This is a genomic window from Sphingobacteriales bacterium (assembly GCA_016700115.1).
GTDB lineage: Bacteria > Bacteroidota > Bacteroidia > Chitinophagales > UBA2359 > UBA2359.
Window position 1 is genome coordinate 5,925,615 of the sequence record CP064999.1, and the last position, 21,706, is coordinate 5,947,320.

The 21,706-nt window shown below is 43.5% G+C and carries 17 protein-coding genes; 6 read left to right on the forward strand and 11 right to left on the reverse strand.

Features of this window, described 5'->3' with window-relative positions; all coding sequences use genetic code 11:
• Positions 1 to 14: 14 nt before the first annotated feature.
• The 4 genes from trxB to IPM47_21455 form a co-directional block, all read right to left on the reverse strand.
• Positions 15 to 1,001 carry a thioredoxin-disulfide reductase gene (trxB, locus tag IPM47_21440; protein ID QQS29357.1) on the reverse strand — a complete coding sequence of 329 codons (987 nt, stop codon included), beginning with the start codon at positions 999 to 1,001 and terminating at the stop codon, positions 15 to 17.
• A gap of 120 nt (positions 1,002 to 1,121) precedes the next feature.
• Entirely contained in the window at positions 1,122 to 2,165 is a 1,044-nt protein-coding gene (locus IPM47_21445; protein QQS29358.1) for a WD40 repeat domain-containing protein, read from the reverse strand.
• Positions 2,166 to 2,224: 59 nt separating this feature from the next.
• On the reverse strand, positions 2,225 to 2,737 hold the full coding sequence (locus IPM47_21450; protein ID QQS29359.1) for an ester cyclase: 513 nt from the start codon (positions 2,735 to 2,737) through the stop codon (positions 2,225 to 2,227).
• Positions 2,738 to 2,780: 43 nt separating this feature from the next.
• A complete protein-coding gene (locus IPM47_21455; protein ID QQS29360.1) occupies positions 2,781 to 4,466 on the reverse strand; it encodes a lipase maturation factor family protein in 1,686 nt (561 codons plus the stop codon).
• 351 nt (positions 4,467 to 4,817) lie between these two features.
• Between IPM47_21455 and IPM47_21460 the strand changes: the two genes are divergently transcribed.
• Entirely contained in the window at positions 4,818 to 5,651 is an 834-nt protein-coding gene (locus IPM47_21460) for a UbiA family prenyltransferase (GenBank protein ID QQS29361.1), read from the forward strand.
• Positions 5,652 to 5,658: 7 nt separating this feature from the next.
• On the opposite strand, the gene IPM47_21465 is transcribed toward IPM47_21460, so the two are convergent.
• The 5 genes from IPM47_21465 to purB are packed head-to-tail and all read right to left on the reverse strand — an operon-like array spanning position 5,659 to position 10,376.
• Positions 5,659 to 6,912, reverse strand: coding sequence for an ABC transporter ATP-binding protein (locus IPM47_21465; protein QQS29362.1), 1,254 nt, complete (start codon positions 6,910 to 6,912; stop codon positions 5,659 to 5,661).
• A complete protein-coding gene (locus IPM47_21470) occupies positions 6,909 to 7,874 on the reverse strand; it encodes a class I SAM-dependent methyltransferase (protein ID QQS29363.1) in 966 nt (321 codons plus the stop codon). The genes IPM47_21465 and IPM47_21470 overlap by 4 nt, the downstream gene beginning before the upstream one ends.
• A gap of 42 nt (positions 7,875 to 7,916) precedes the next feature.
• Entirely contained in the window at positions 7,917 to 8,840 is a 924-nt protein-coding gene (locus IPM47_21475) for a phytanoyl-CoA dioxygenase family protein (protein ID QQS29364.1), read from the reverse strand.
• A 22-nt stretch (positions 8,841 to 8,862) separates the two neighbouring features.
• Positions 8,863 to 9,036, reverse strand: coding sequence for a hypothetical protein (locus IPM47_21480; GenBank protein ID QQS29365.1), 174 nt, complete (start codon positions 9,034 to 9,036; stop codon positions 8,863 to 8,865).
• Positions 9,033 to 10,376: an adenylosuccinate lyase gene (gene purB / locus IPM47_21485; GenBank protein ID QQS29366.1), complete on the reverse strand. Its 1,344-nt coding sequence runs from the start codon at positions 10,374 to 10,376 to the stop codon at positions 9,033 to 9,035. Before purB ends, IPM47_21480 begins: the two co-directional genes overlap by 4 nt.
• Before the next feature lie 448 nt (positions 10,377 to 10,824).
• On the opposite strand from purB, the gene IPM47_21490 reads away from it, so the two are divergent.
• The 4 genes from IPM47_21490 to IPM47_21505 all read left to right on the forward strand — a co-directional run bounded on the left by IPM47_21490 (position 10,825) and on the right by IPM47_21505 (position 16,536).
• Complete coding sequence (locus tag IPM47_21490; protein QQS29367.1) at positions 10,825 to 12,501, forward strand: right-handed parallel beta-helix repeat-containing protein; 1,677 nt, start codon at positions 10,825 to 10,827, stop codon at positions 12,499 to 12,501.
• 317 nt (positions 12,502 to 12,818) lie between these two features.
• Positions 12,819 to 14,108, forward strand: a complete 1,290-nt coding sequence (locus IPM47_21495) for a nucleotide sugar dehydrogenase (protein ID QQS31550.1) — start codon at positions 12,819 to 12,821, stop codon at positions 14,106 to 14,108.
• Positions 14,109 to 14,195: 87 nt separating this feature from the next.
• Complete coding sequence (locus IPM47_21500; protein QQS29368.1) at positions 14,196 to 15,227, forward strand: aminotransferase class I/II-fold pyridoxal phosphate-dependent enzyme; 1,032 nt, start codon at positions 14,196 to 14,198, stop codon at positions 15,225 to 15,227.
• Positions 15,214 to 16,536 (forward strand): hypothetical protein, encoded by a 1,323-nt coding sequence (locus IPM47_21505; protein ID QQS29369.1) that lies wholly within the window; start codon positions 15,214 to 15,216, stop codon positions 16,534 to 16,536. Before IPM47_21500 ends, IPM47_21505 begins: the two co-directional genes overlap by 14 nt.
• 761 nt (positions 16,537 to 17,297) lie before the next feature.
• Here the strand turns inward: IPM47_21505 and IPM47_21510 are convergent.
• Together IPM47_21510 and IPM47_21515 are read right to left on the reverse strand one after the other, a co-directional pair.
• Positions 17,298 to 18,497, reverse strand: coding sequence for a molybdopterin molybdotransferase MoeA (locus tag IPM47_21510; GenBank protein QQS29370.1), 1,200 nt, complete (start codon positions 18,495 to 18,497; stop codon positions 17,298 to 17,300).
• Positions 18,498 to 18,527: 30 nt separating this feature from the next.
• Positions 18,528 to 20,246 carry a 1-acyl-sn-glycerol-3-phosphate acyltransferase gene (locus tag IPM47_21515; GenBank protein ID QQS29371.1) on the reverse strand — a complete coding sequence of 573 codons (1,719 nt, stop codon included), beginning with the start codon at positions 20,244 to 20,246 and terminating at the stop codon, positions 18,528 to 18,530.
• Positions 20,247 to 20,502: 256 nt separating this feature from the next.
• Between IPM47_21515 and IPM47_21520 the strand changes: the two genes are divergently transcribed.
• Positions 20,503 to 21,516: a hypothetical protein gene (locus tag IPM47_21520; GenBank protein QQS29372.1), complete on the forward strand. Its 1,014-nt coding sequence runs from the start codon at positions 20,503 to 20,505 to the stop codon at positions 21,514 to 21,516.
• Positions 21,517 to 21,706 lie beyond the last annotated feature (190 nt).

Here is a 21,706-nt window from a genome sequence, read left to right on the forward strand (position 1 = left end):
TCGGATGGGCAAAATTAGGAGATAGTGTTTAATGATGGGCTTGCTTTGCTGCTTTGGGCTTCGGCAAATTCTTTGTGAGACAAGTAACGCTCGGCATCCAATGCAGCCATACAACCGCTTCCTGCTGCCGTAACCGCCTGACGGTATATTTTATCCTGCGCATCGCCACTGGCAAACACACCCTCTATATTTGTATGAGAACTGCCGGGTTTGGTAATCAGATAGCCTTCGTTGTCCATGTCCAACCATTCTTTAAAAATGTCGGTATTGGGTTTATGCCCGATGGCCACAAAAAATCCCTGAATGGCAATTTCAGACTTTACACGGGTTTTATTATTGATTACCCGAACGCCGGTTACGGTGTTATCACCAAGTACTTCAACTGTTTCGGTGTTCCAATGAATGATGATGTTGGATTTTGCTTCAACTCGCTGTTGCATAATTTTTGAAGCCCTCATTTCATCTCTTCTCACCAATAAATGAACGGTTGGGCATAGATTAGAAAGGTAGAGTGCTTCTTCACAGGCAGTATCTCCGGCTCCAACAACTGCCACATCCATACCTCTGTAAAAGAATCCATCGCAAACGGCGCAAGCCGAAACGCCGCTTCCATTCAGCCTTTGTTCACATGCAAGACCCAGCCATTTTGCAGAGGCTCCGGTGGCAATAATCACCGCTTCTGCCCAAACTTCGGTGGTTTCATCTATCACCACTTTGTGCAACGAACCCGAAAAATCAACCGAAGTAACAAAGCCAAACCTGATTTCAGCACCCATGCGCTCGGCTTGATTTTTAAAGTCTTCCATCATTTCGGGGCCTAAAATGCCTTTGGGATAGCCCGGATAATTTTCTACATCGGTGGTTTGCATCAATTGCCCGCCAACTTCTACGCCGGTATAAAGTACAGGATTAAGGTTGGCACGAGCAGCGTAAATTGCAGCGGTATAACCGGCAGGACCGGAGCCTATAATCAGGCATTTTATCGTTTCTTTTTGTTCCATGATAAATACATGTTGGTTTGGTCATAAAATAATTAACGGTATAACAAACAGCAGGCAAAGTGGGTTGATTAACGTTTTTTTCTGACAACGGATTATAGGAATTTTTAAAAAATCCGGCAATTATGGATTTGAAGGGTAAAGGTTTCTGCTTCTAAGCAATGTTCCGGTTTCGGTATCCCATTCCCTGACAGTTCCGTCCATGCTGCCTGAAAGTAAACGTTTTCCATCGGGGCTGTTGTGGATGGTACAAACAATCCCTTTATGACCTTCGTAGGTCAAGACCAACTTACCGGTCAATTTATCCCACTTTCTAATCATTCCGTCCCCGCTCGAAGCAATCACATAGTGTTCATCGGGACTAAACATGGCAACTAAGTTTTTATCATCCGCGCCGTAGTAGGTCATCAGGTTTTTACCGGAAAATGTATCCCAAAGTTTCACCGTATTATCCCCACTACCACTCACAATCAGACTGTCGTTGTTGCTCATTACCACGCAATATATCGCCCCCTGATGACCAACGTACTCCCTGACCGGCTTTGCGGTAGCAATATCCCAAAGGATGACTTTAGCATCTCGTCCGCTTGTAACAATATATCGTTCGCTGTTTGAAAACCACGCAAAATATACGGCTCCGGCATGTCCTCGCAAGTATTTTAGGGGCTGAAAGGTTTTTGAATCGTAAACAATGACCACACTATCTGCACCGGTAGAGGCAAACATCCTCCCTGATTGACTGTATAAGGTGGTATAGGCCTCATTGCCGTGAAACCGCAGTGTTTTTTCCAAACGACAATCCTGCACATTCCATATCCGAACCGTGCTGTCCCCGCTACCCGAAATCATAAAACGACTGTCGGGACTATACAAAGTGGTGTTTGCAGAGCGGGTATGCCCCGAAAGGGTACAAACAGGGGTAAACGAAGCGGCGTCCCAAATTTCTACCAAACCCGTTGCCCCGCCTACGGCAATAGTCTTGCCATCGGGAGCGTAAAAGGCAGCATATACCCCGTGACGAGTCCATAAATTATACAAGACGTTTTCCGAGGTATCGTGAAGGACGGTTTGTTCAACCGATAAAGGCTCGGAGTTGTCCGGCACTTTTGTTGAACAAGCGTAAAACACCAATAAAGCGGAGAGTATCAGAAAGAGGTTTTTAGACATAAGATTTAGGCTTTAGACAAAAGACATGCTAACAAAGCAGAACCACTCATAACTAATAACTAATAACTTCCCAAAAGTTGTTTTCTCATTCCGTAAAGATCGGGGAAAGACCATTGCTCGGCAATTTTCCCTTCGTGAAGTCTGAAAATAACTACTTCTTGCATTTCTAACACGATTCCGGTGGAGTCGATATCCCAAAACTTGCTGCGGTGTGTTCCTTTGGTTTTGAAACGGGAAACGACCATATCCTTTTCGGCTATCAATTGTGTGATATTTTCTTGCCAATCGGGGAAGGCTAAACGATGCCGGTTTACCTCCTCTGTTGTTTCGGAATAACTGCGCGAACTGCTATCAGTCAGGAGGTGGTAAATAAAGCCGGGTTGATGGAGTTCTGGTATCAGCGCAACATTGCCTTTACTCCAAACTTCTTCGTGAAGTTTTCTGACCACTTCCTTATTTGCTTGCAACTCCGATTGCTCAACAGACTGAACTTTGCTCTTTTCAGGACATTCCGGGCAGTTGCATCCCGACATAAACACAAATAATCCAATTAACAAACCACGTAACTTCATCTCTCGTCTTGCTTTTGTTGTAACCAATATCCTTCTGAACTGATTAAAATTCAAAATCCCCCCGTGCATATCTCGAATACAAATCCTGTAATTCTACCATCGGCATACAGTCGGAACCCTCTGCTTTATTGTAGGCAGTAAACAGATGTTTATCCATCCACCACTTGCCGGAAACTTCCTTTTCGGCAGTTGTGGTAAACCGTAGGGCATAGACTTCTACCCTGATAAAAGCAGGCGACCGGTCGGCAAAAGGATTTTTTTCAAGAAGGGAAACTACTTCTTTTTTCTGATGATGCAGTGCCTCTACAAAGCGGCATATCCACGCATTATCCTTTGTATAATAGGGATTTAACAAATTCTGCGGGGCGTAATGTGGCGGCAACGGGTTGGCATTGTACGCCCCCACGCCTATTGTTTCGTAATACATCAGATGGTCAATACGGGGATAGTAAGGCGCAAAAAACCGGAGCTTTTGAGAAACACCGGAAGGCACATATCTAAAGGTATAGGGCAACCAAATAACCCCATCTCGACTGCCCTCAAAACGCAACTCTACCCTGAAACGGGTCATGTCTTTAAAAACCCCGTAAGGGCTTGATAACCTGAAATTTGCCCCAAGGCGGTAAATGTTATTTACCCAGTTCACCGGCCTTGGTAAATTCTTCGACCCCTCGAAATAAAAAGGATAGCTGAGATGGTTTTGAGGATTGTGCATTTGGGGTGTAAACAGAAAAATGAGATAGACCATTTGCATAGTCCCAACAAAAAGGCCAACAACCAACACCAAACGACCGACCACCCATCGCACTCCTCCCCCATCGAACCGATAAGGAACAGGTTCCTGATTGCTTAACCGAGTGCCAAAGTCTTTATCGTGCAGCAACACAACACTCAAGGCAATGGATAATACATTAAAATAACCATAATTGCCCGATAGCATAATTAGCAGGGTAATTGCGGTAAAACTCAACAAGGCGATAAATCGAAAAATACGGACTCCAAAAACAAAAAACGGCACAATCATCTCGACCAAAAAGGTTACAACGATGGTAAAGGTAAACCATGCCTGCGGCAATTTATGAAAATACCATGCCAATGGGGTGGGCATGGGTTGATTGGGGAAAAAGTAGTGGAAAAAAGTGAAATTTACCCAACTCTCGCCAGGGTGGTAAAACTTCACCATGCCCATCGAAAACCACAAACGGAACAACAAGAGTTTCAGTAAAAACGCTATCAGATAAGGCAGATAACCGAGATAGCGAAAACAAAAAGCAGTCAATACAACTAAAAAACCAACTTCGGCCAAAAAAACATCAATAATAATAATGGTGAAATCGCCGCCGATGGTGAGAATAGAAACAAAACACACCCATGCCATCAAGGAACTGATATGCGGAAGTACATTTAAAACCATCCCTAAAGCCCCGACACCTCCCAACAACACCAAAACCAACAACATGGTATCGGTCGGAAACAGCCAAAACAGACTGGGGAAATGCAACCACGCCAACCAACCTTCCTGCGAAAATGCAGTTTTCAATAAGTTCGCAGCAGGCAATAACCCCTCCGAACCCATCAACCCCTTTATCTGAAAGGTAAACGGTAGTAGCGCAATCAAATACACCATCCCCACCAACCTGACCAACCATTGTGCCGATCGCTGATTGTATGAAACCTCAAAAATCTTTTGTAAAACAGAACCTACCATCACAAACAGATATGAAACCAATTTTTACCCTATCTTTCCGATTTTAGGGGGAAGACGTAAGACTTAAGACAAAAGATGTTAGATGTAAGAAGTGGGACTGATAGAATAGTTATTGCCTATCGTCTGTTAAAAATCCACCCCTAACCTCTCCAAGGAAGGAAATTTTTGACTATTGTATATCAAAAGCTGTTTACCAACTATTGCCTATCGCCTATTGCCTATCGCCTATTGCCTTTCGTCTATTGTCTTTCGTCTATTGTCTTTCGTCTTATGTCTATTGTCTTACGTCTATTGTCTTACGTCTATTGTCTTACGTCTATTGTCTTACGTCTATTGTCTTACGTCTAAAATCGCAAATCGTAAATTCCCAAAATGACCAACCTCCTGCAAATCTCGCAAAGTATATTCAAAACCCGGATACACGTTGCCGTAATATGCTTTTTCCTATACCACAACATTATCTACTATTATCTGAACAACAATGCAGAACCCATTCATCTGCCTGTTTTGTTGGCTTTTGCTATCTGGAATCTGGCACTCTATCTGTTCGACAGGGCTTATGACTATAACAAAGACATTATAACCGATGCTCAAGATGCGCTCTCCAACCGTCAGGCACGATGGGGGATTAAAATAGCCCTTGCTTTAACCCTTTTCCCCATCGGTTTACTTCTCTGTTTCCAATATCCCGTTCTACCCTACCTCTTTTTCATCCCGCTTACCTTTCTCTACACCCTTCCGCTCACGAAGCATAATATCCGGGTTAAAAACCTTTTCTTCATCAAAAACCTTTACTCGGCGATTTTTATATGGACGCTACCCCTTGTTGTCATTCTTCGATACTATCAGGGGTATCCGCAATCCGTACCCCAACTCTTATTTGAAAACTATTACTTTCTGGTTTTTGTGTTGATGGGTGAAATTATTTGGGATTTTAAAGACGTAGCGGCAGACAAAGCCCACAAGGTACAAACCCTGCCCGTTGTTCTGGGATTTTCGACAACGAGAATTATTTTGTTTTTAATGCTGACCGTCAATTGCACCTTATTTTACCTCCAAACAGGTTATATCAATTACCCTGTTGTCGCATTTTTCCTGCTCTTTATCTTTTTTGCCAAGGAAACTACCCCCGTTTGGTGTTACCACCTGCCGTTGCTGCTCGTGATTGCCGACAATGTTTGGAAGTTTATAAAGTTCAGAGGGTAATTTAGCGTTATCGGTTCTCCTGTTTCTTTTTCCAGTGCCACACCAAATTGGGGCGGATATGTGCATGAACATCCCTCCAAGGGGTATTTTCTAATTCGGGCAGACAAGAGATTCTGAAAAATATCACCTGTTTAAATTCTAAGGTAAACCTTCGGGCTTCATCTCCTACCCAAACATCTATATAATACAACCCGTGATTGAACAATCCGGAAGGAAAATGGCAACTCACCTCATAGATTCCGGCTTCCGTATCAATGGTTTCTAATTGATTAACTGATGATAATACCGGATTTCCGGAAACATGAAAGACCGATATATAAAAGCTTGTAGAATAGCCGGATTGCAATTTTTCGTAGGTCAGCTTCAGTTCAAAGTCCATGTCCATTTCTATTCGGTTCAGCAATGCAGGATTGTTTGTTGTTGCTTGCAAAGTTGCGGAATAGAGGCGGAAAATTTCATTTCCCGGTGCTTCGTTGGGTTGCCATTGCCGGACAGACGGGGCAGGTTTGCCGGCAAATTCTTTTGGCGGAAGCGCACCATAACCCATAGCCTCCCATAGAAAACTTTCCATGTATTGTTCAATTACCAAAGAAGGTAAATCGTCTGACAATACTGTACCTTCATGCAGCCATAAACAACGGGTACAAAGTTGCGAAATCTGACCAAGGTCATGCCCTGCCATTACTACAATGACCCCTGATTTTGCCAGAGTTTTTAACCGTTCATATACTTTGAGCCTGAACTCCATATCGCCAACAGCAAGCACCTCGTCAAACAAAAGAATATCTGCTTCTAAAAAAGCAGCGATAGAAAATGCAAGGCGGACATACATCCCGCTGGAATAGTGTTTGACAGGAGTATCAATAAATGAAGCTATCCCGCTAAATGCCAGAATTTCGTCAAAGCTGCTTCGGATATATTCTTTGGTCATGCCCATAAGAACGCCACTCAGAAATATATTCTCCCGGCCGGAAAGTTCGGGATGAAATCCGGTACCGACATCCAATACAGCGGCTATCTTACCCTGATACCTCACCTCTCCCCTGTCCGGTGATACAATCCGGCTCAGGATTTGCAGCAAAGTGCTTTTTCCGGCACCGTTCCGGCCAATGATGCCCAACACATCTCCTGATTGTAGGGTGAAGCTGACATCTTTCAACGCATTAAATCCTTCACCCGAGCGACCATCCTTGTAATATGTTTTTCCCAATCCGGCGGCAATCAGCAAGCGTTCATTGGGGGTGATGCGGTTTGAGGTCATAAGTCCTGCGGTTTGCGATGCTCTATCTGCATGTAATAGAGATTTTGAAGGAAATAACGTCCGGCACCTTGACTCAGATCATGCAAAGGTTTGTAACATTTGAGTTCAAAAAAGTCAATGGGAAATACATACTCCTCCCAATTGGTGATTTTTCCGACACCCGTCAATTCCTGAAAATCGTTGGAAATAGTCAGGTTTTCGAAATCCTCTAACGGGATGTCAATAGTATTGAGCGACATAATTACATAGCCAATTTTGCGGACTATGTCTAAAATATTATTCAAATCAGATACATTGTACCGGTATGCGGCGTTGATTTTGCCTATTTCAGCATCTATTTGTTCCTGTAATGCAGGGTAAGGAGCTATCTTTCTGAACAAATCCTTGATATACAAAGTCCCTCCCGGCTTTAACACTTTCCATGCTGATTGTAAGACTTTTTCAGGGTGGTGAGCATGTCCGAAAGACTCCAAAAAATAAACGATATCGAAAGTTTCGGGTGGATAAAGTTTATCCAATTCGTGGTAATCGCCAGTTTTAACTGTAATCTTATCTTCCAGTCCTGCATGGGAAATTGCATTGGCAGCCTCTGAGGCCTGTACTTCGGAAATGGTAACTGCTTCGATTCGCACAGGCAATTGGCTTGCAAAATAGATTGCAGGAGCACAGACTCCACATCCTGCATCCAAGAGGGTCTGTCCCGCTTCAAGTCCCATACTTTTAAGCTCATAATCCAATAGTTTTTGAACATCCTTGGTTCTGAAGGCTTGAATAACCTGACCATAGACCTCGAGAAACTTATCGGTGTATTGGTTGTAAAAAACACGCACATCTTCGGAGGTATGCTGAGCTGACTTAGAGGCAGGTGATTTTGATTTCCGCCAAAAGAAACGGAGCATCGCCAATAACCCTGTAGCTATTGCACCCAAAAAGCCCCATTTAAGGAAACCGTAAGTTTTCATGTGTTCAGTTTTACAACCGGTTTTAATTCCCTTTCAGTTGGGTTAGTTTAGTTTGAAAAAGTTTTGCAGCTTTGACCAAAATCGCTTGCCCGAACCAGGGTATTGCCTGGAAATAGGTATTTCCTGCTTTACCATTTTTTTATAGTTCGGATTTAGTTTAATGAGGAGATCTTCAGCATCCGGTGAAGGGTTTTCAGCCTGAAAAGTTTGGAGAAGTTCCGTGTTTTCGGGAATTTTACCCAACTCCAGTAAGTGAATTTCGTTGAGGTAAAAATCTTCGGCAGCCCGATAGACTTCTATCGCTTTGTTTTCAGAATTTAAGTGATAATACAATAGTGTAGCATCTGCATGAACCGTTGAACCGGCTGCAACGATTCGCAGTTTGTCGGAGCGGTTGGGGTGTGAACCATGAAACAAAGCGGGGTGATAGACCAATGCTTCACCGGCTTTGACATTGATTGTCTTTAAATAAGGCAACAAATCCTCAGTAGCCAATATTCGTTTGCTGGGCATGGCCCCGGAACGGAAATTGACAAAAAAGCGATGACTATTCGGCAATACATACATGGTTCCATTGCTTTCATCTGTATCTTGTAACGGACACCAAAGCATGGCAGAGGCAAAAACCTGCTCGTCCACGATATTCCAATCCTGATGCAAAGGCAGATTTGAGGTATTGACCGGAGATTTTACCAAAAAAGAGCCGCCTAACAACTTACCCGCCTCACAATATCTGCGGGTTGCTGATTGCATAATATTGCAGATGGTTTGATTGACTTTGCGGTTAACCTCTGCAGAATTAAACAGACTGCTCGCATAAAGACCTTCTGTTTCATTGGGCATATACCGATTATACAACTCCTTCAACTGTATCAGCTCTTCTGTTTCTAAAAACGGAATAACCATATATCCGTTTTCGAAGAAAGCCTGTTCCAACCCGGAGTCTTTAAAATATGGTCTGATCATGGGGAAAATGTTTAAAACAAAACTATTGTTTGGGCCGGATGAGTTTGAAGGTTTTTGATTTTTTAAATCCATAAGGGCAATGAAGGCATCCATTTTTACAACAATATCCCCGTTCGAGCAAATATTTGGAGGTAAACACCCATCGCCCCTGTTTATCAATATAATAATCTGTTCCTTCTTTTAGCTCTTTGGTCATAAAGGTCTTAATATTACACCGGTATAATTGAAGGGTGTGATTTGTTTCAATTCGTTCCGGATTTGTTCGTTAATGTCTAACCCATCTATAAATTCGTGGATGGACTGTTGTGTGATCTGTTCGTGTGTGCGGCTCAAAGCTTTGAGTGCTTCGTAAGGATTGGGGTATCCCTCGCGGCGCAAGATGGTTTGTATGCCTTCGGTTACAACTTCCCAGTGTTGTTTCAGGTCGGTTTCCAAAGCGGTGCGATTCAACCGCAGCTTATTCAATCCTTTAAACAGATTTTTGAGAGCTAAAAGAGTATGCCCTACCGGAACGCCGATATTGCGCAGAACGGTAGAGTCGGTCAGGTCTCGTTGCAATCTTGAAACCGGCAGTTTTGCCGACAAATGCCCGAACAGCGCATTGGCAATTCCAAAATTTCCCTCAGCGTTTTCAAAGTCAATAGGATTGACCTTATGAGGCATGGTAGAAGAACCAACTTCTCCCTCAACAATGGCTTGTTTGAAGTAATCCATCGAGATATACGACCACATATCGCGGCAGAGGTCTATTAAAATGGTATTGATTCGGGCGAGAGAATCAAATACCGCGCTCAGGTTGTCGTAATGTTCTATTTGTGTGGTGTATTGACTGCGCGACATGCCCAACCCGGCCACAAAATCGTCTGCAAATCTGAGCCAACCTATTTGAGGGTAGGCAACCTGATGAGCATTAAAATTACCTACTGCTCCTCCAAATTTGGCATTAAAAGGTATTTGGCGCAAAAGGGTACATTGAATTTGCAACCTTTCACAAAACACCATCAACTCTTTGCCCAACAAAGTGGGTGATGCGGGCTGACCATGAGTTCGGGACAGCATAGGCATGTCTAACCATTCAGTTGACTTTTGTTTCAGATATTGAAAAACTTTGTCCAACATAGGATAATATATCTGTTCCAAAGCTTCTTTGAGCATCAGAGGCGTAGCAGTATTGTTGATATCCTGAGAGGTCAGTCCGAAATGAACAAACTCTTTGACCGCACCCAATCCCATATCCTCCATTTTTTCTTTAATCAGATATTCCACAGCTTTGACATCATGATTTACCTTTCGCTCTATTTCTTTAATGCGATGTGCGTCTGCTTCCGAAAATTGCTCATACAGGCTTCTTAAGTGTACGAAATCACGATGTGAAACTCCTTGCAAAGCCGGCAAAGGCAGTTGGCATAAGGCTATAAAATATTCGATTTCGACCCTGACCCGATAGCGCATTAGTGCAAACTCAGAAAAAAAAGGGCTTAACTCGCTTACAGAAGCAATATATCGGCCATCTAATGGGGATATGGCAAATATCATAGTCAAACTGTTGTGGATTTGTGATTAAAGGAACAGGTTGTATTCCATTCCAAATTTATTCGTGTGCGCAAAGTTCGCATTTTTTAAGTGGAATTATAATGCTAACTGTTTAAACGACCGAAAGAACCCTGTTTCATCTAACCCGAACTAATTTAATGGAGATCATTTTTTAACTATAATTACGCTGAGCTTTAACACAAAAAATTTATTTTCTCAAAACTGAAAAATTCCATGCTATAAAAATCCAAATACTATTATTGATCTGTAATTTTAGAGTTTAAAAAATAGCCTTTTTGAAGGCTTTATTTTACAGATAAAAACTCAGGTAACATACTCATAAGTTTAAGAGTAAATATTACAACGCCAATGGTCCATAAATTGGCCGCAAAGCCTTTTGCCATAACATAGCATACTTTCAAAATTTACCACTCACATAAAACACAGCGTAATGAAAAAGCTAATCTTTCTTATCGCTCTACCGCTTGTAGTTCAAGCCGGCGTTATTTGCGTTGACAACGATAATGCCTCTGTTCAAAACGGAAGCAGTACTTATCCTTACTCTTCCATACAAACAGCGATTACCAATGCAACCGGAAACGATACCATCAAAGTAGCTGCCGGCAACTATGGTCAGATAGACAATTTGGGAAAGTCCCTTGTTATTTTAGGAGGATATCAGGGCGGCACTCCATCTTCTTATTCAAACGGCACAGGCGGTAATTTTACTGTCCGTACTCCCGACCCGACATTGACCGTCATAAGCGGCGGAGCAGGAAACATTGGGGTCAAACTGACTCGTTTTGACGAAAATCCGTTCAGCTTTGTATTTGACAATTTTACCGTCAGTAACAGCCTGAAAGGAGTTGTTTGCGATACCGAAGTTTCATGGCCACATGTCGAAAATGTAACTATATCGAATAACATCATCGAAAACAACGGGCAGCCCGGAGTTACTACTTATGGTGCAGGATTATTGGTAGCCGGGCTAAATCATTTGGTGTCAAACAATATCATCCGAAACAATCACGGAGGCAGGGGCCCCGGAATTTGCAGGAACGGTGTGCCCGATTTTTTGGTAATAGAGGGTAATCTGATTGAAAACAATACCGGTTATGACGATCATGCAGGAGGGATATATCTTGATGGAGATGTTACCATCAGAAACAATATCATTTCGGGAAATTATTTACAAAACAGTTATGGTTGGGGTGGAGGAGTCTTGATTTTGGGAACAGCGCACCTGTCTTATAATGTGATTAAGAATAATTTTTGCCCGAGCTACGGTGCCGCCGTTTTTGTGGACGAGGGCGGAACTGCCTATATGGACAATGAGTTGATTTATGGCAACCACACTTCTTATACTGATTGGGGCGGTGCCGGCGTGGCGTTGGATTATGGCGATCCGGGGTCTTCTTATGTGTATATGACCAACTGCACAATTGCCAACAATTACTCTCCCGGCTCATCAGAGGGAAATGCCGTTTTTGTGGACGGAAGTTCATTTTGCACGTTAAAAAACTGCATTATGTATGGCAACGGTGATGATTTTTTTGTAACCACCGGAAGCGAACTAACCGCTACTTATACTTTAAGTCAGGAAGGGATTACGGGACAGGGAAATTTTTCGGCAGACCCGTTATTTGTTGATGCGCTGAATGAAGATTTTCATCTGAAGTCTCTGGGCGGAAGATACGATCCAACCGCAGAGGATTGGGTGATTGACGACGTTCACAGTCCGGCTATTGATGCCGGAGACCCCGCCTCTGCTTACGACAACGAACCTCAACCAAACGGAAGCAGAATTAATTTAGGAAGTTATGGCAATACTTATTTCTCTTCAAAATCATTACCGGTCTCTGTTCAGGAACATCTACTAAATGAAGGTAATCCGGGAGTTTCAGTTTATCCAAACCCATCTTACGGGTTCATTACCCTGAATGTCAATTTTATGTCTTTCCAATATGGAATTTTGACCTTGTTTAATGCAGCCGGCGAACAGGTGTATCATGCCTTTATTTCTGATTCTCAAACAGATATAGCCCTTTCCTTGACCAAAGGCATGTATTTTTATGAAATCACCGATGAAAACTACCTTATTGGCTCAGGTAAACTCTTCATTCGTTAGATTATTAAAAGCCTACTAATGGTTTTTTTGATTTCTGATTTCTTGTTGAGCTATACAGTACCATCACTATAAGGCAGATAAATTTACCTTAAATCAGATAATGAGATTGAATTTGAATCGAATATTTTTAGGCAAAAAAGTTATCTGAAGCATTAGTAAATGAATGAATTGGTCAGATTGAAAAAACGTTTTACCACATTCGGTCAGAGGGTCGCCTTAATTTTGACTGCTGTGTAGCTGTTTTTATTACTACCTTTGCCGTTCTTTTATCAACAGGTAAGAATATGCCGGATACAGAACAGCCCGTTTTTTACGATATGTACGGGCAACTGCTGCGAAAAGAACGCAAAATTGCCGTTATCGGCTTAGGCTATGTGGGGTTGCCCATCGCCCTCGAATTTGCCAGATACTTTTCGGTCATAGGGTTTGACATTAACCGCGACCGCATTTTTCAAATGCAACAAAAAATTGACCCCAGCCGTGAAATAGCCCCCGAAGAGTTTGAAGGGAAAGATATCGAATTTACCAGTCAAGCCGAAGACCTGAAACAAGCCCACTTTTTTGTGATTGCCGTACCTACTCCGGTAGATCAACATAAAGTACCCAACCTACTTCCGTTGCTTAAAGCCTCTCAAACGGTTGGTAAAGCGTTGAAAGCAGGAGATTATGTAGTGTATGAGTCCACCGTCTATCCCGGCTGTACGGAGGAAGATTGCATTCCTATTTTGGAACAATTTTCAGGTTTGCAGCATATCACTCAGTTCAAAACCGGATATTCACCCGAACGCATCAATCCGGGTGACAAGGAGCATAGTCTGACCAAGGTGGTGAAAGTGGTTTCGGGATGTGATGAAGAATCCCTGCAAACCATCGCAAAGGTATATGAAACAGCTATTACAGCAGGTGTTCACCGTGCCGCTTCCATCAAAGTTGCCGAGGCTGCAAAAGTCATAGAAAACACACAACGCGATTTGAACATTGCGCTGATGAACGAACTCTCTATCATTTTTAGCCGGATGGGCATCAACACCTACGAAGTTTTGGAAGCAGCCCGCACAAAATGGAACTTTTTACCCTTTTACCCCGGGTTGGTAGGTGGCCATTGTATTGGTGTTGACCCCTACTATCTCACTTATAAATCTACCGAACTTGGCTATAAACCCGAAGTCATCCTAAGCGGCAGGCGGGTCAATGATTTTATGAGTTCTCATATCGCTAAGCGAGTGGTTCAATTGCTGATAAAGGCCGGTAAAGACATCGGTAAAACCAAAGTTTTGGTCATGGGCGTAACCTTCAAGGAAAATGTAAGCGATATCAGGAACTCTAAGGTGGCTGAATTAGTCAGAGAACTGCAATCTTTTTCTATTCAGGTGGATCTGACCGATCCCTATGCCAACACTGACGAACTGTTCAGCGAATATGACCTCCACCTGACCAAACAAACCACTAATGACTACGACTGTATCATTGTGGCGGTAAAACATACGCAATATCAACGGATGACTGAACAGGATTTCCTGAAACTCAGCGCTGCAAATGGCATTCTGATTGACATCAAAGGGTGTTTTACCCAAAAACCGAAGTTGATGACTTATTGGACACTGTAATAAATGGTTAATTGGCCATCTTAACTGATTTTTATTCCGCAGGTTTCACCACTTTTCACTTTTCACTTTTCACTTAAAAAAGCGATTATGATAACAGACCTCCGCTCTGATACCGTTACCCGGCCTACCGCCGGTATGTTGCAAGCCATGATGCAGGCAGAAGTGGGAGATGATGTGTTTGGAGAAGACCCCACTGTTATAGCGCTCGAACAACAAACCGCCCACTTGTTTGGCATGGAAGCCGGTTTGTTTTGCCCTTCGGGAACTATGGCCAACCAAATTGCCATCAAAGTACATACCCGCCCGTTGGATGAGGTGGTTTGTCATCAGGATTCTCATATTTACCAATACGAAACAGGCGGGTATGCCTATCATTCGGGGGTTGGGATTAAATTGTTGCAAGGCTCAGAGGGGCGAATCTCTCCTGAACAGATCACCGCATCCGTAAATCCCCCATTCGACTGGCTTCCTCAAACCTCATTAGTTGTCATTGAAAACACCTGTAACAAAGCCGGTGGCAGCCTTTACACAATTGAACAGATGCAATCCATCAGCCAAACCTGCCGGCAACACCACCTCGCTTTACATTTAGACGGAGCAAGAATTTTTAACGCCCTCGTTGCCCTCGATGCCCATGCCCAACAGTTGACCGGATTGTTTGACAGCATTTCCGTTTGTTTGTCCAAAGGTTTAGGTGCACCGGTTGGATCTGTTTTGTTGGGAAACCATAGTTTTATCAAAGCTGCAAGACGGGTGCGCAAGGTGATGGGGGGTGGTATGAGACAGGCTGGAATTCTGGCAGCAGCCGGCCTCTATGCACTTGAATACCATGTTGACCGCCTTCGGGAAGACCATCAACGGGCGAAAATTCTCGAGACAGCGCTGCAAAAACACCCCTTTGTAACTAAGGTTTTGACTGCATATACCAACATCGTTATTTTTGAATTATCATCAAGTATTACTGTTCCGCAATTTTTAACTAAATTGGCGGCTCATAATGTAAAAGGCATTCAGTTCGGTCCATCCCAAATCAGATTTGTAACCCATCTCGATTTTACCGACCTTATGCTGCAACATACCCTTGAAGCGCTTTCAAAAATTGCCGATGAGCCTGTTTGATACACTATTCAGCCGGTTACTGCCACAGATAAAAGAGCCGGATATTAAATTCGGAAGGTACAGCGATTCCTATAAATCCGAAAAGCAACACCAAAGTCTTGACAATGCTACCAAACTTTTTGAAAACGGCAGTTATCTGGAGGCTATCCGCGAATTTTTGAGCTATTTGAGGGATGAACAGGAAGACAATGTGCATTTTGATGAAAAAAACGGCCTTATAAAGTTCGACCTGCTGCAAGGCTCAAAACGAATCACCGGAACTGCCACTCCTCAGTCTGTTCAGGCTGAAACCATACTGGCACAAGCAACTTCTCTTCCTGTTGCCCTGATGCGCAAACTCATGGAAATCAACTATAACCTGCGTTATTGCCGGTATGCGCTGCATGATGATATCATTTACCTGAAATTTAACACCGGCGCTCTGGATGGCTCGCCGCAAAAACTGTATTTTGCCCTGAAAGAAATGGCCGTCAATGCCGACAGGCAGGATGATGTGCTATTAAACGAGTTTACCACCCTGAAAGCCTTTGGGCACGAACATATCCATCCGATGCCTGACCAGGAAAAAACGGAAAAATTTAAGTTCTTCCGGCAATGGATACAAAACACCTTGCTCGAAGTCCGGCGATTAGATCCCAATATTTTTTCTAGAGGTATTTCCTACCTGCTGCTCAATCTGGCTTATAAGATTGACTACCTGCTTGTGCCACAGGGAACAGTCATGGAATCTGTTGAACGCATCCATATTTTATATTTCAACGACAACGGGCAAGAACAGGTGGTGGGGAAAAACGCCAAAATGATGGCCGAGTTTGAAAAACTGCTTACCCTGCCTGCCGATAGATTTTACCGGCAGTTATACCGCACACAAACCACTTTCGGCATCACCTCTTTTGCTACTCCCGCACAAATTTCGGACATTATCAACGAGCTGCTTCAGGATGTCAAAGAGTTTAAACGCCGCAATCAGCTCACCCTTGCCCATGGCGTACTGGAATACATCATTCATTACTGTATGTTTCATTATGGCATGCCCGACAATATCAAATCCCTCCTTCATTTAGGCACAAGGATTTTGAATGCCGACTTTTTTAAATCATTAGATTTCCCCATAGACTACTACGACTCCCCCACTGACAGCTTCGACAAAACTGCCCTGAAACGCTATATCCATCAAGTCAGCAAAAACTCCAAACAGCAGTTTCCTCATTTCCAGGTTTCTCTCCGAAATCTGGACTACCGCTCTCCTGCCGATTTTGTTTATAGTCTCCTTTTAGAAATTGCCAATAACAACTATAAGGACAATTAAACCGGTTAATTCAGTGCATTTCAAGAACTGCTAAGTGTTAGATTTCTTACCGACTGCCAATTACAATACGGTTTTATCCGTTTTTTGGAATCAACCTACCAAAAACAAACCTTATTTGGCCTTTGCAAAACTATGTTGTCCCTCTGCAATGGTTGATTGCACCTCTGCATTAACCTGAAGTACCCCTGCATTGGCTTAATGCACCCTTGCAATAACTTGTAGTACCCCTGCATTGGCTTAATGCACCTCTGCAATAACCTGAAGTACCTCTGCAATAACTCAATATACCCCTGCAATGGCATCATTCACCTCTGCATTAGTTTGAAGCACCCCTGCATTGGCTTAATGTACCTTTGCATTAACTTGAAGTACCCCTGCAATAATGCTATGTACCTTTGCATTGAGTTAAAGTCAACCCTATATGAGACGTGAAATATTGTTTTGTTGCAATATTTAGTAGGGTTACTTGTAATGATATTTTTTACCACTTCACTATCTAAAAGAACCCATCTCTAACCCGTCCGAGGCGGGAATTAAATCAAGCTAAATAAAAGGGGGGTGTTCAAAAAAATCTGTGAAACTCTGTGTCTTAGTATGTGCTCTTTGCGGTAAAAAAAGCATTGCATCTTAGGTCAGTTAAAAGCCCGCCTCTTATTGCACTGCGCTGTATGAATAATATCTGCCGGTGCTTTTTTAAGGCTGATGTAGGTTGGCGTTTTGGATTAGCCAAAAAAAACAACCTCCTTCTGACAGGTGTATGGTTAAACAAAAGGGAACACGGTTACTTCATCCCCTTTTTGATAGTCTGCTTTGTTTTCCTCCAGTTCGATCAGGCAATCGGCTTCGGCAAAACTGTCCATCAGATAGGACAATTGGTTGGGGAGGGGCATCACTTCGTCGCGACTGATGATTTTCCCTTTGAGCAAAAAAGAAAGCCCGGTTTTTTTGGGATAATTGTCAGCCAAATGGTAAATTGAGGTGGATTGCGGAAGCGGCAGATTCATCATGCTTTTGATAGCAGGAAGAATGTAGCGGTAAAATCCGGTCAGCACAGCAGCCGGATTTCCGGGTAAACCGAAAATCAAAGTATTGTTCAAAACCCCGGCATACATAGGTTTACCCGGCTTTTGTTTTACTTTGTGAAACAGGGTTTTCGTGCCGCAGGAAGTCAGCGCTTCGGGAACAAAATCGTAGTTGCCGACCGATACCCCTCCTGTCAGAATAATCAAGTCAGAATTAGGGGCGGTAGTTTGGACTTGCGAAGAGATCTGTTGCTTATCATCCGGTGCAAAACAAACCGCTACCGGTTGAATATGGATGGAGCGGAGTGCAGCAGTCAGGCTAAAAGAGTTGCATTCAAAGACTTTACCAGGAGGAAGCACTTCTCCCGGTGAAGTCAGTTCGTTGCCGGTAATCATCAGGGTAATTCTGGGACGGGGATACACCGATAGGTTTGAAATGCCCAACATGGCCAAATAACCGATGGCACCGGCGGTGATTAAGCTTCCTTGGGGGAGGGCTAAATCACCCTGCCTGATTTGGGAGCCGGAAGGTCTGATGTTTGCACCTTTTTTTAACTCAAGGTCTCTGATGATCAACGCTTTCTGTCCGTTGTTTTGAAGTTCTGCTTTTTCCTGCATCACAACCGTATCGGCTCCGGGGGGTACGGCAGCTCCGGTAAAAATCCGCATGGCAAAATTTGGCGGTAATATGTTTGACGCTATTTGTCCGGCCGGTATTTCGCCGGCTATTTTAAGTGGATGTTGAGAGTTCCAGTCCTCGAAGCGAAAAGCATAGCCATCCATGGCCGACTGATCAAAAGGGGGTATATCTGTTTGGGCAAAGATGTTGTCAGCAGTAACACAACCCAGCGAATCCAACAGGGTTTTGGTTTGAGGCGGGAGTTTTGGCGAATATGCTAAAACGAGGGCGATTGCTTCGCTGACAGAAATCATAGACATAAATTATGAGGACAAAGAAAGTGAAACAGGCTATATGATGCGCTCGAGATCATAACCTGTGAGACGGTTATGGTAAAAGTAGAGCAGGTTCATATCCTGACTGGTAATGTTGCCTTCGGGGTCTGAGGTAAGCGGTTGCAGGGAGTGGTAAACGCCGAGATGAATAAGACCATGTTTGATGAGCCGGTTGATATCTCCAAACATGTGGCTCGCAAGTTGTATTTTCCCTTGTTCGGCCAAATGTTTAAGGTGATCCCGAAGCCGCTCGGCGACTTTGGCAAACTGGGTATAGGGAATGATGCGGTCTTCTTCGGGAAGCCGTAGTACCCCATACAGGTCTAAACGGCGGCTGTGTTTGCGGAGCAAAATTTGAAAAGCGGTAAAAGCTATTAAATCGCTCGACAGTACGGTATTCGAGGTTTTAAAACTTTGGGCAATTTTTGTGCCGAGCAGGCGGGTATATTCCTCGTCCCTTTGCCGGTCTTTGCCAATTTTACCCCTGCTCACGAAATATCTGCTGATGTCAATGGGTTGTCCGTGTTGGTCAAGACTATTGCCATGATCGTCAACATGATGGCCAAACACATCCATCGGTTCGGCAAAAGACAGGATAACTTCCGATTTGGCAGCAAAAAATTTCCAGAGAAAAGTGGTCAACAGTCGGGTATCCGGAAATTCTTCACGGTCAATATAGTATTTTTCTTTTCCGCTTTGTTTGAGGTATTGCTCAATCAATGAAGCAGCTTCCAGCACAAAATGGTAGTTGAGTACTAAAGGGACGATAAAAATTTTTTTGGCGTTAGCGGTGTCAAACCCCATCGTTACGGTACTGCCCCGCATAAAGTTGAGGCGTTGCGCTTCGACTGCCGAGCCTAACAGTCCGAGTTTAAGATGGGTTTCTAAGGCACCATTTCGCGAGCGGGTTCCTCCGGGAAAAAAAAGGCTGTGGCAGCCACGCTCCAATACCATGCGAGAATACATTTTGAGCGTTTCTAAGTAAAAGAGGTTTTTTTTGCGCCGGTCCACCTTATAGGCACCGAGCCGATTCATAAAGAAACCGAATATTTTGCTGTTAAACAGGTTCAGCCCCGCACCATACAGAAAGGGCGGAAGTCCAAGCGCATCAATCGCCCAACCTAAAACTAACGAATCGATATTGCTGGAATGAGTGGGGGTAATGATGACCGTTCCCTTGAGGGCAAGCTCTCTGATTTTTTCAATATTTCCGGTAATTTTGATGCGGTCGCCGAGTCGAAACTCGCTTTTAAAAAACATGCCGGAGGCAGTGTTGAGCAGTCTTGCAAAACCAAAGGTTACGACTCGGCTGGCAAACCGGTAGGTATTCGGGCTGAAGATACCGGGTATTTCGTTGGCATACCGGGTAACAATCTGATGGAAGAGTTGGGTGTCCTTGTCAGTCGGTTGTCCCGGGGTAAAGCCTCTTTGTGTTGAACTTTGCACGATGGCTTCATTGACCTTTTGCCAAAACCGCTTTTCATCGGGTGGATCCACCCGCCAATGCTCGGTTTTCATTCTGATGCGTTCCAGATATAAGGCGCGGGCAATTTCTTCGTGTAACTTATGGGGGCTATCGTCCAACAGTTCGCGGATATGCGCCATACTATTGCTGATCAGTTCCTCAATAAACGGTGTGCGGTCTTTACTGAGCAGAAAAATCGGCCATAGTTCAATATCGGGTAGAATGAGGTTGTATAACCCCTGTTCATTTTGTTGGTGTATCAGCGCCACGTTTGGTTTCTAAAGAATAGGTGAATGAGGTGTTTATTTGGCGGCATGAATATACAACTTTTAGATAGAATCAACCCACCGCAACTTTGTTTTAACTTCAAAGCTACTTCTAACCCCATTTAGTCCGGCTTCCGGATTGGTCAAATGACAAAACTCCGGAAATGAATTGACTCGGTTGGTTGTAAAAAGTGTTTTACATTTGCAGGGTCTTATAATAAGTGTCTCTATTTTACCATTTCAAATATATATCAAGATTATGGCTCGCTTAACCACTTTTTCCAAGTTTTTGATCACAGCAGTGATTGTTGCCGTAGCTTTTTTCGGACTTCGCTATATCATGCAACAGCGTAACGACCAACAAGGAACAATTTCCCAAACAACCACTACAACCTCGACAAATAGCAATTCGACACAAAATACGAATGCGGTTCCGAATAGCACTCAAAACACTAACAGTGGCGGAGCATCTGCATCTTTCAACTATACCCCCACCCCGCCGGTTAACGGAAAATTGAAAGGCGTGGTAGAATTGGGTGCAACCGGTTTCAATTCGTTTATCATCCGAATTGATAACCTTAAAAACTGGAAACTCGAGAAGTCGGAATTTGGAAACAGTTTGGTGATGGAAAACATGGCAACTGACGAAGATATCCGAAGCGGTTTGAAAAAATACATCGGCGACATGCTGGCTTTTGGAGTAGGCGGCAAAGACATTCACTTTGTGGTCAGTTCCGGTGCTCAAAAAGCGGAGAGTACGCAAAAGATTACCAAAGCTCTGAAAGTACTGGGATATGTGGTCAATACCGTTACTCCGGAAGAAGAAGGTAAATTAGCCTTAAAAGCGACTTTACCCCGTGCTTTCGACCAAAGAGCATTTGTGGTGGATATGGGGTCGGGAAATACTAAAATATCCTGGATTCAAAACGGTCAGGTAGGAGCATTGGAAACTCATGGTTCTAAGTACTACCAAAATAATACGGATGCAGCAAAGGTTTATCAGGATGCCGTTGCCAAAGCGAAACAAGTACCACAAAACCTCAGAGAGACCTGCTTTATTATTGGTGGAATTCCGTTCGAGTTGGCCAAACAAACCCGAAACGGGAAAGAGCGTTTTACCGTATTAAAAGCCCCCGATGCCTACAAGATTGACGGTGAAAAACAGAAAGCGGGCATCAACATCTACAAAGCTATTGCCGACGGCACCAACTGTAAGCAGTTTGTGTTTGACTGGGATGCCAATTTTACCATCGGATTTCTGCTGGGATTGTAATGAATTTGATGGACAAAGGGCAATGGACAATGGGTAATGGGCAATGGATAATTGTTAATGGGCAATGGACAATGGGCAATGGGCAATGGGCAATGGATAATTGTTAATGGGCAATGGACAATGGGCAATGGGCAATGGATAATTGTTAGTGGTGTAAGTTTTAAGAACTAAGTCAAAATTTTCACTTTTC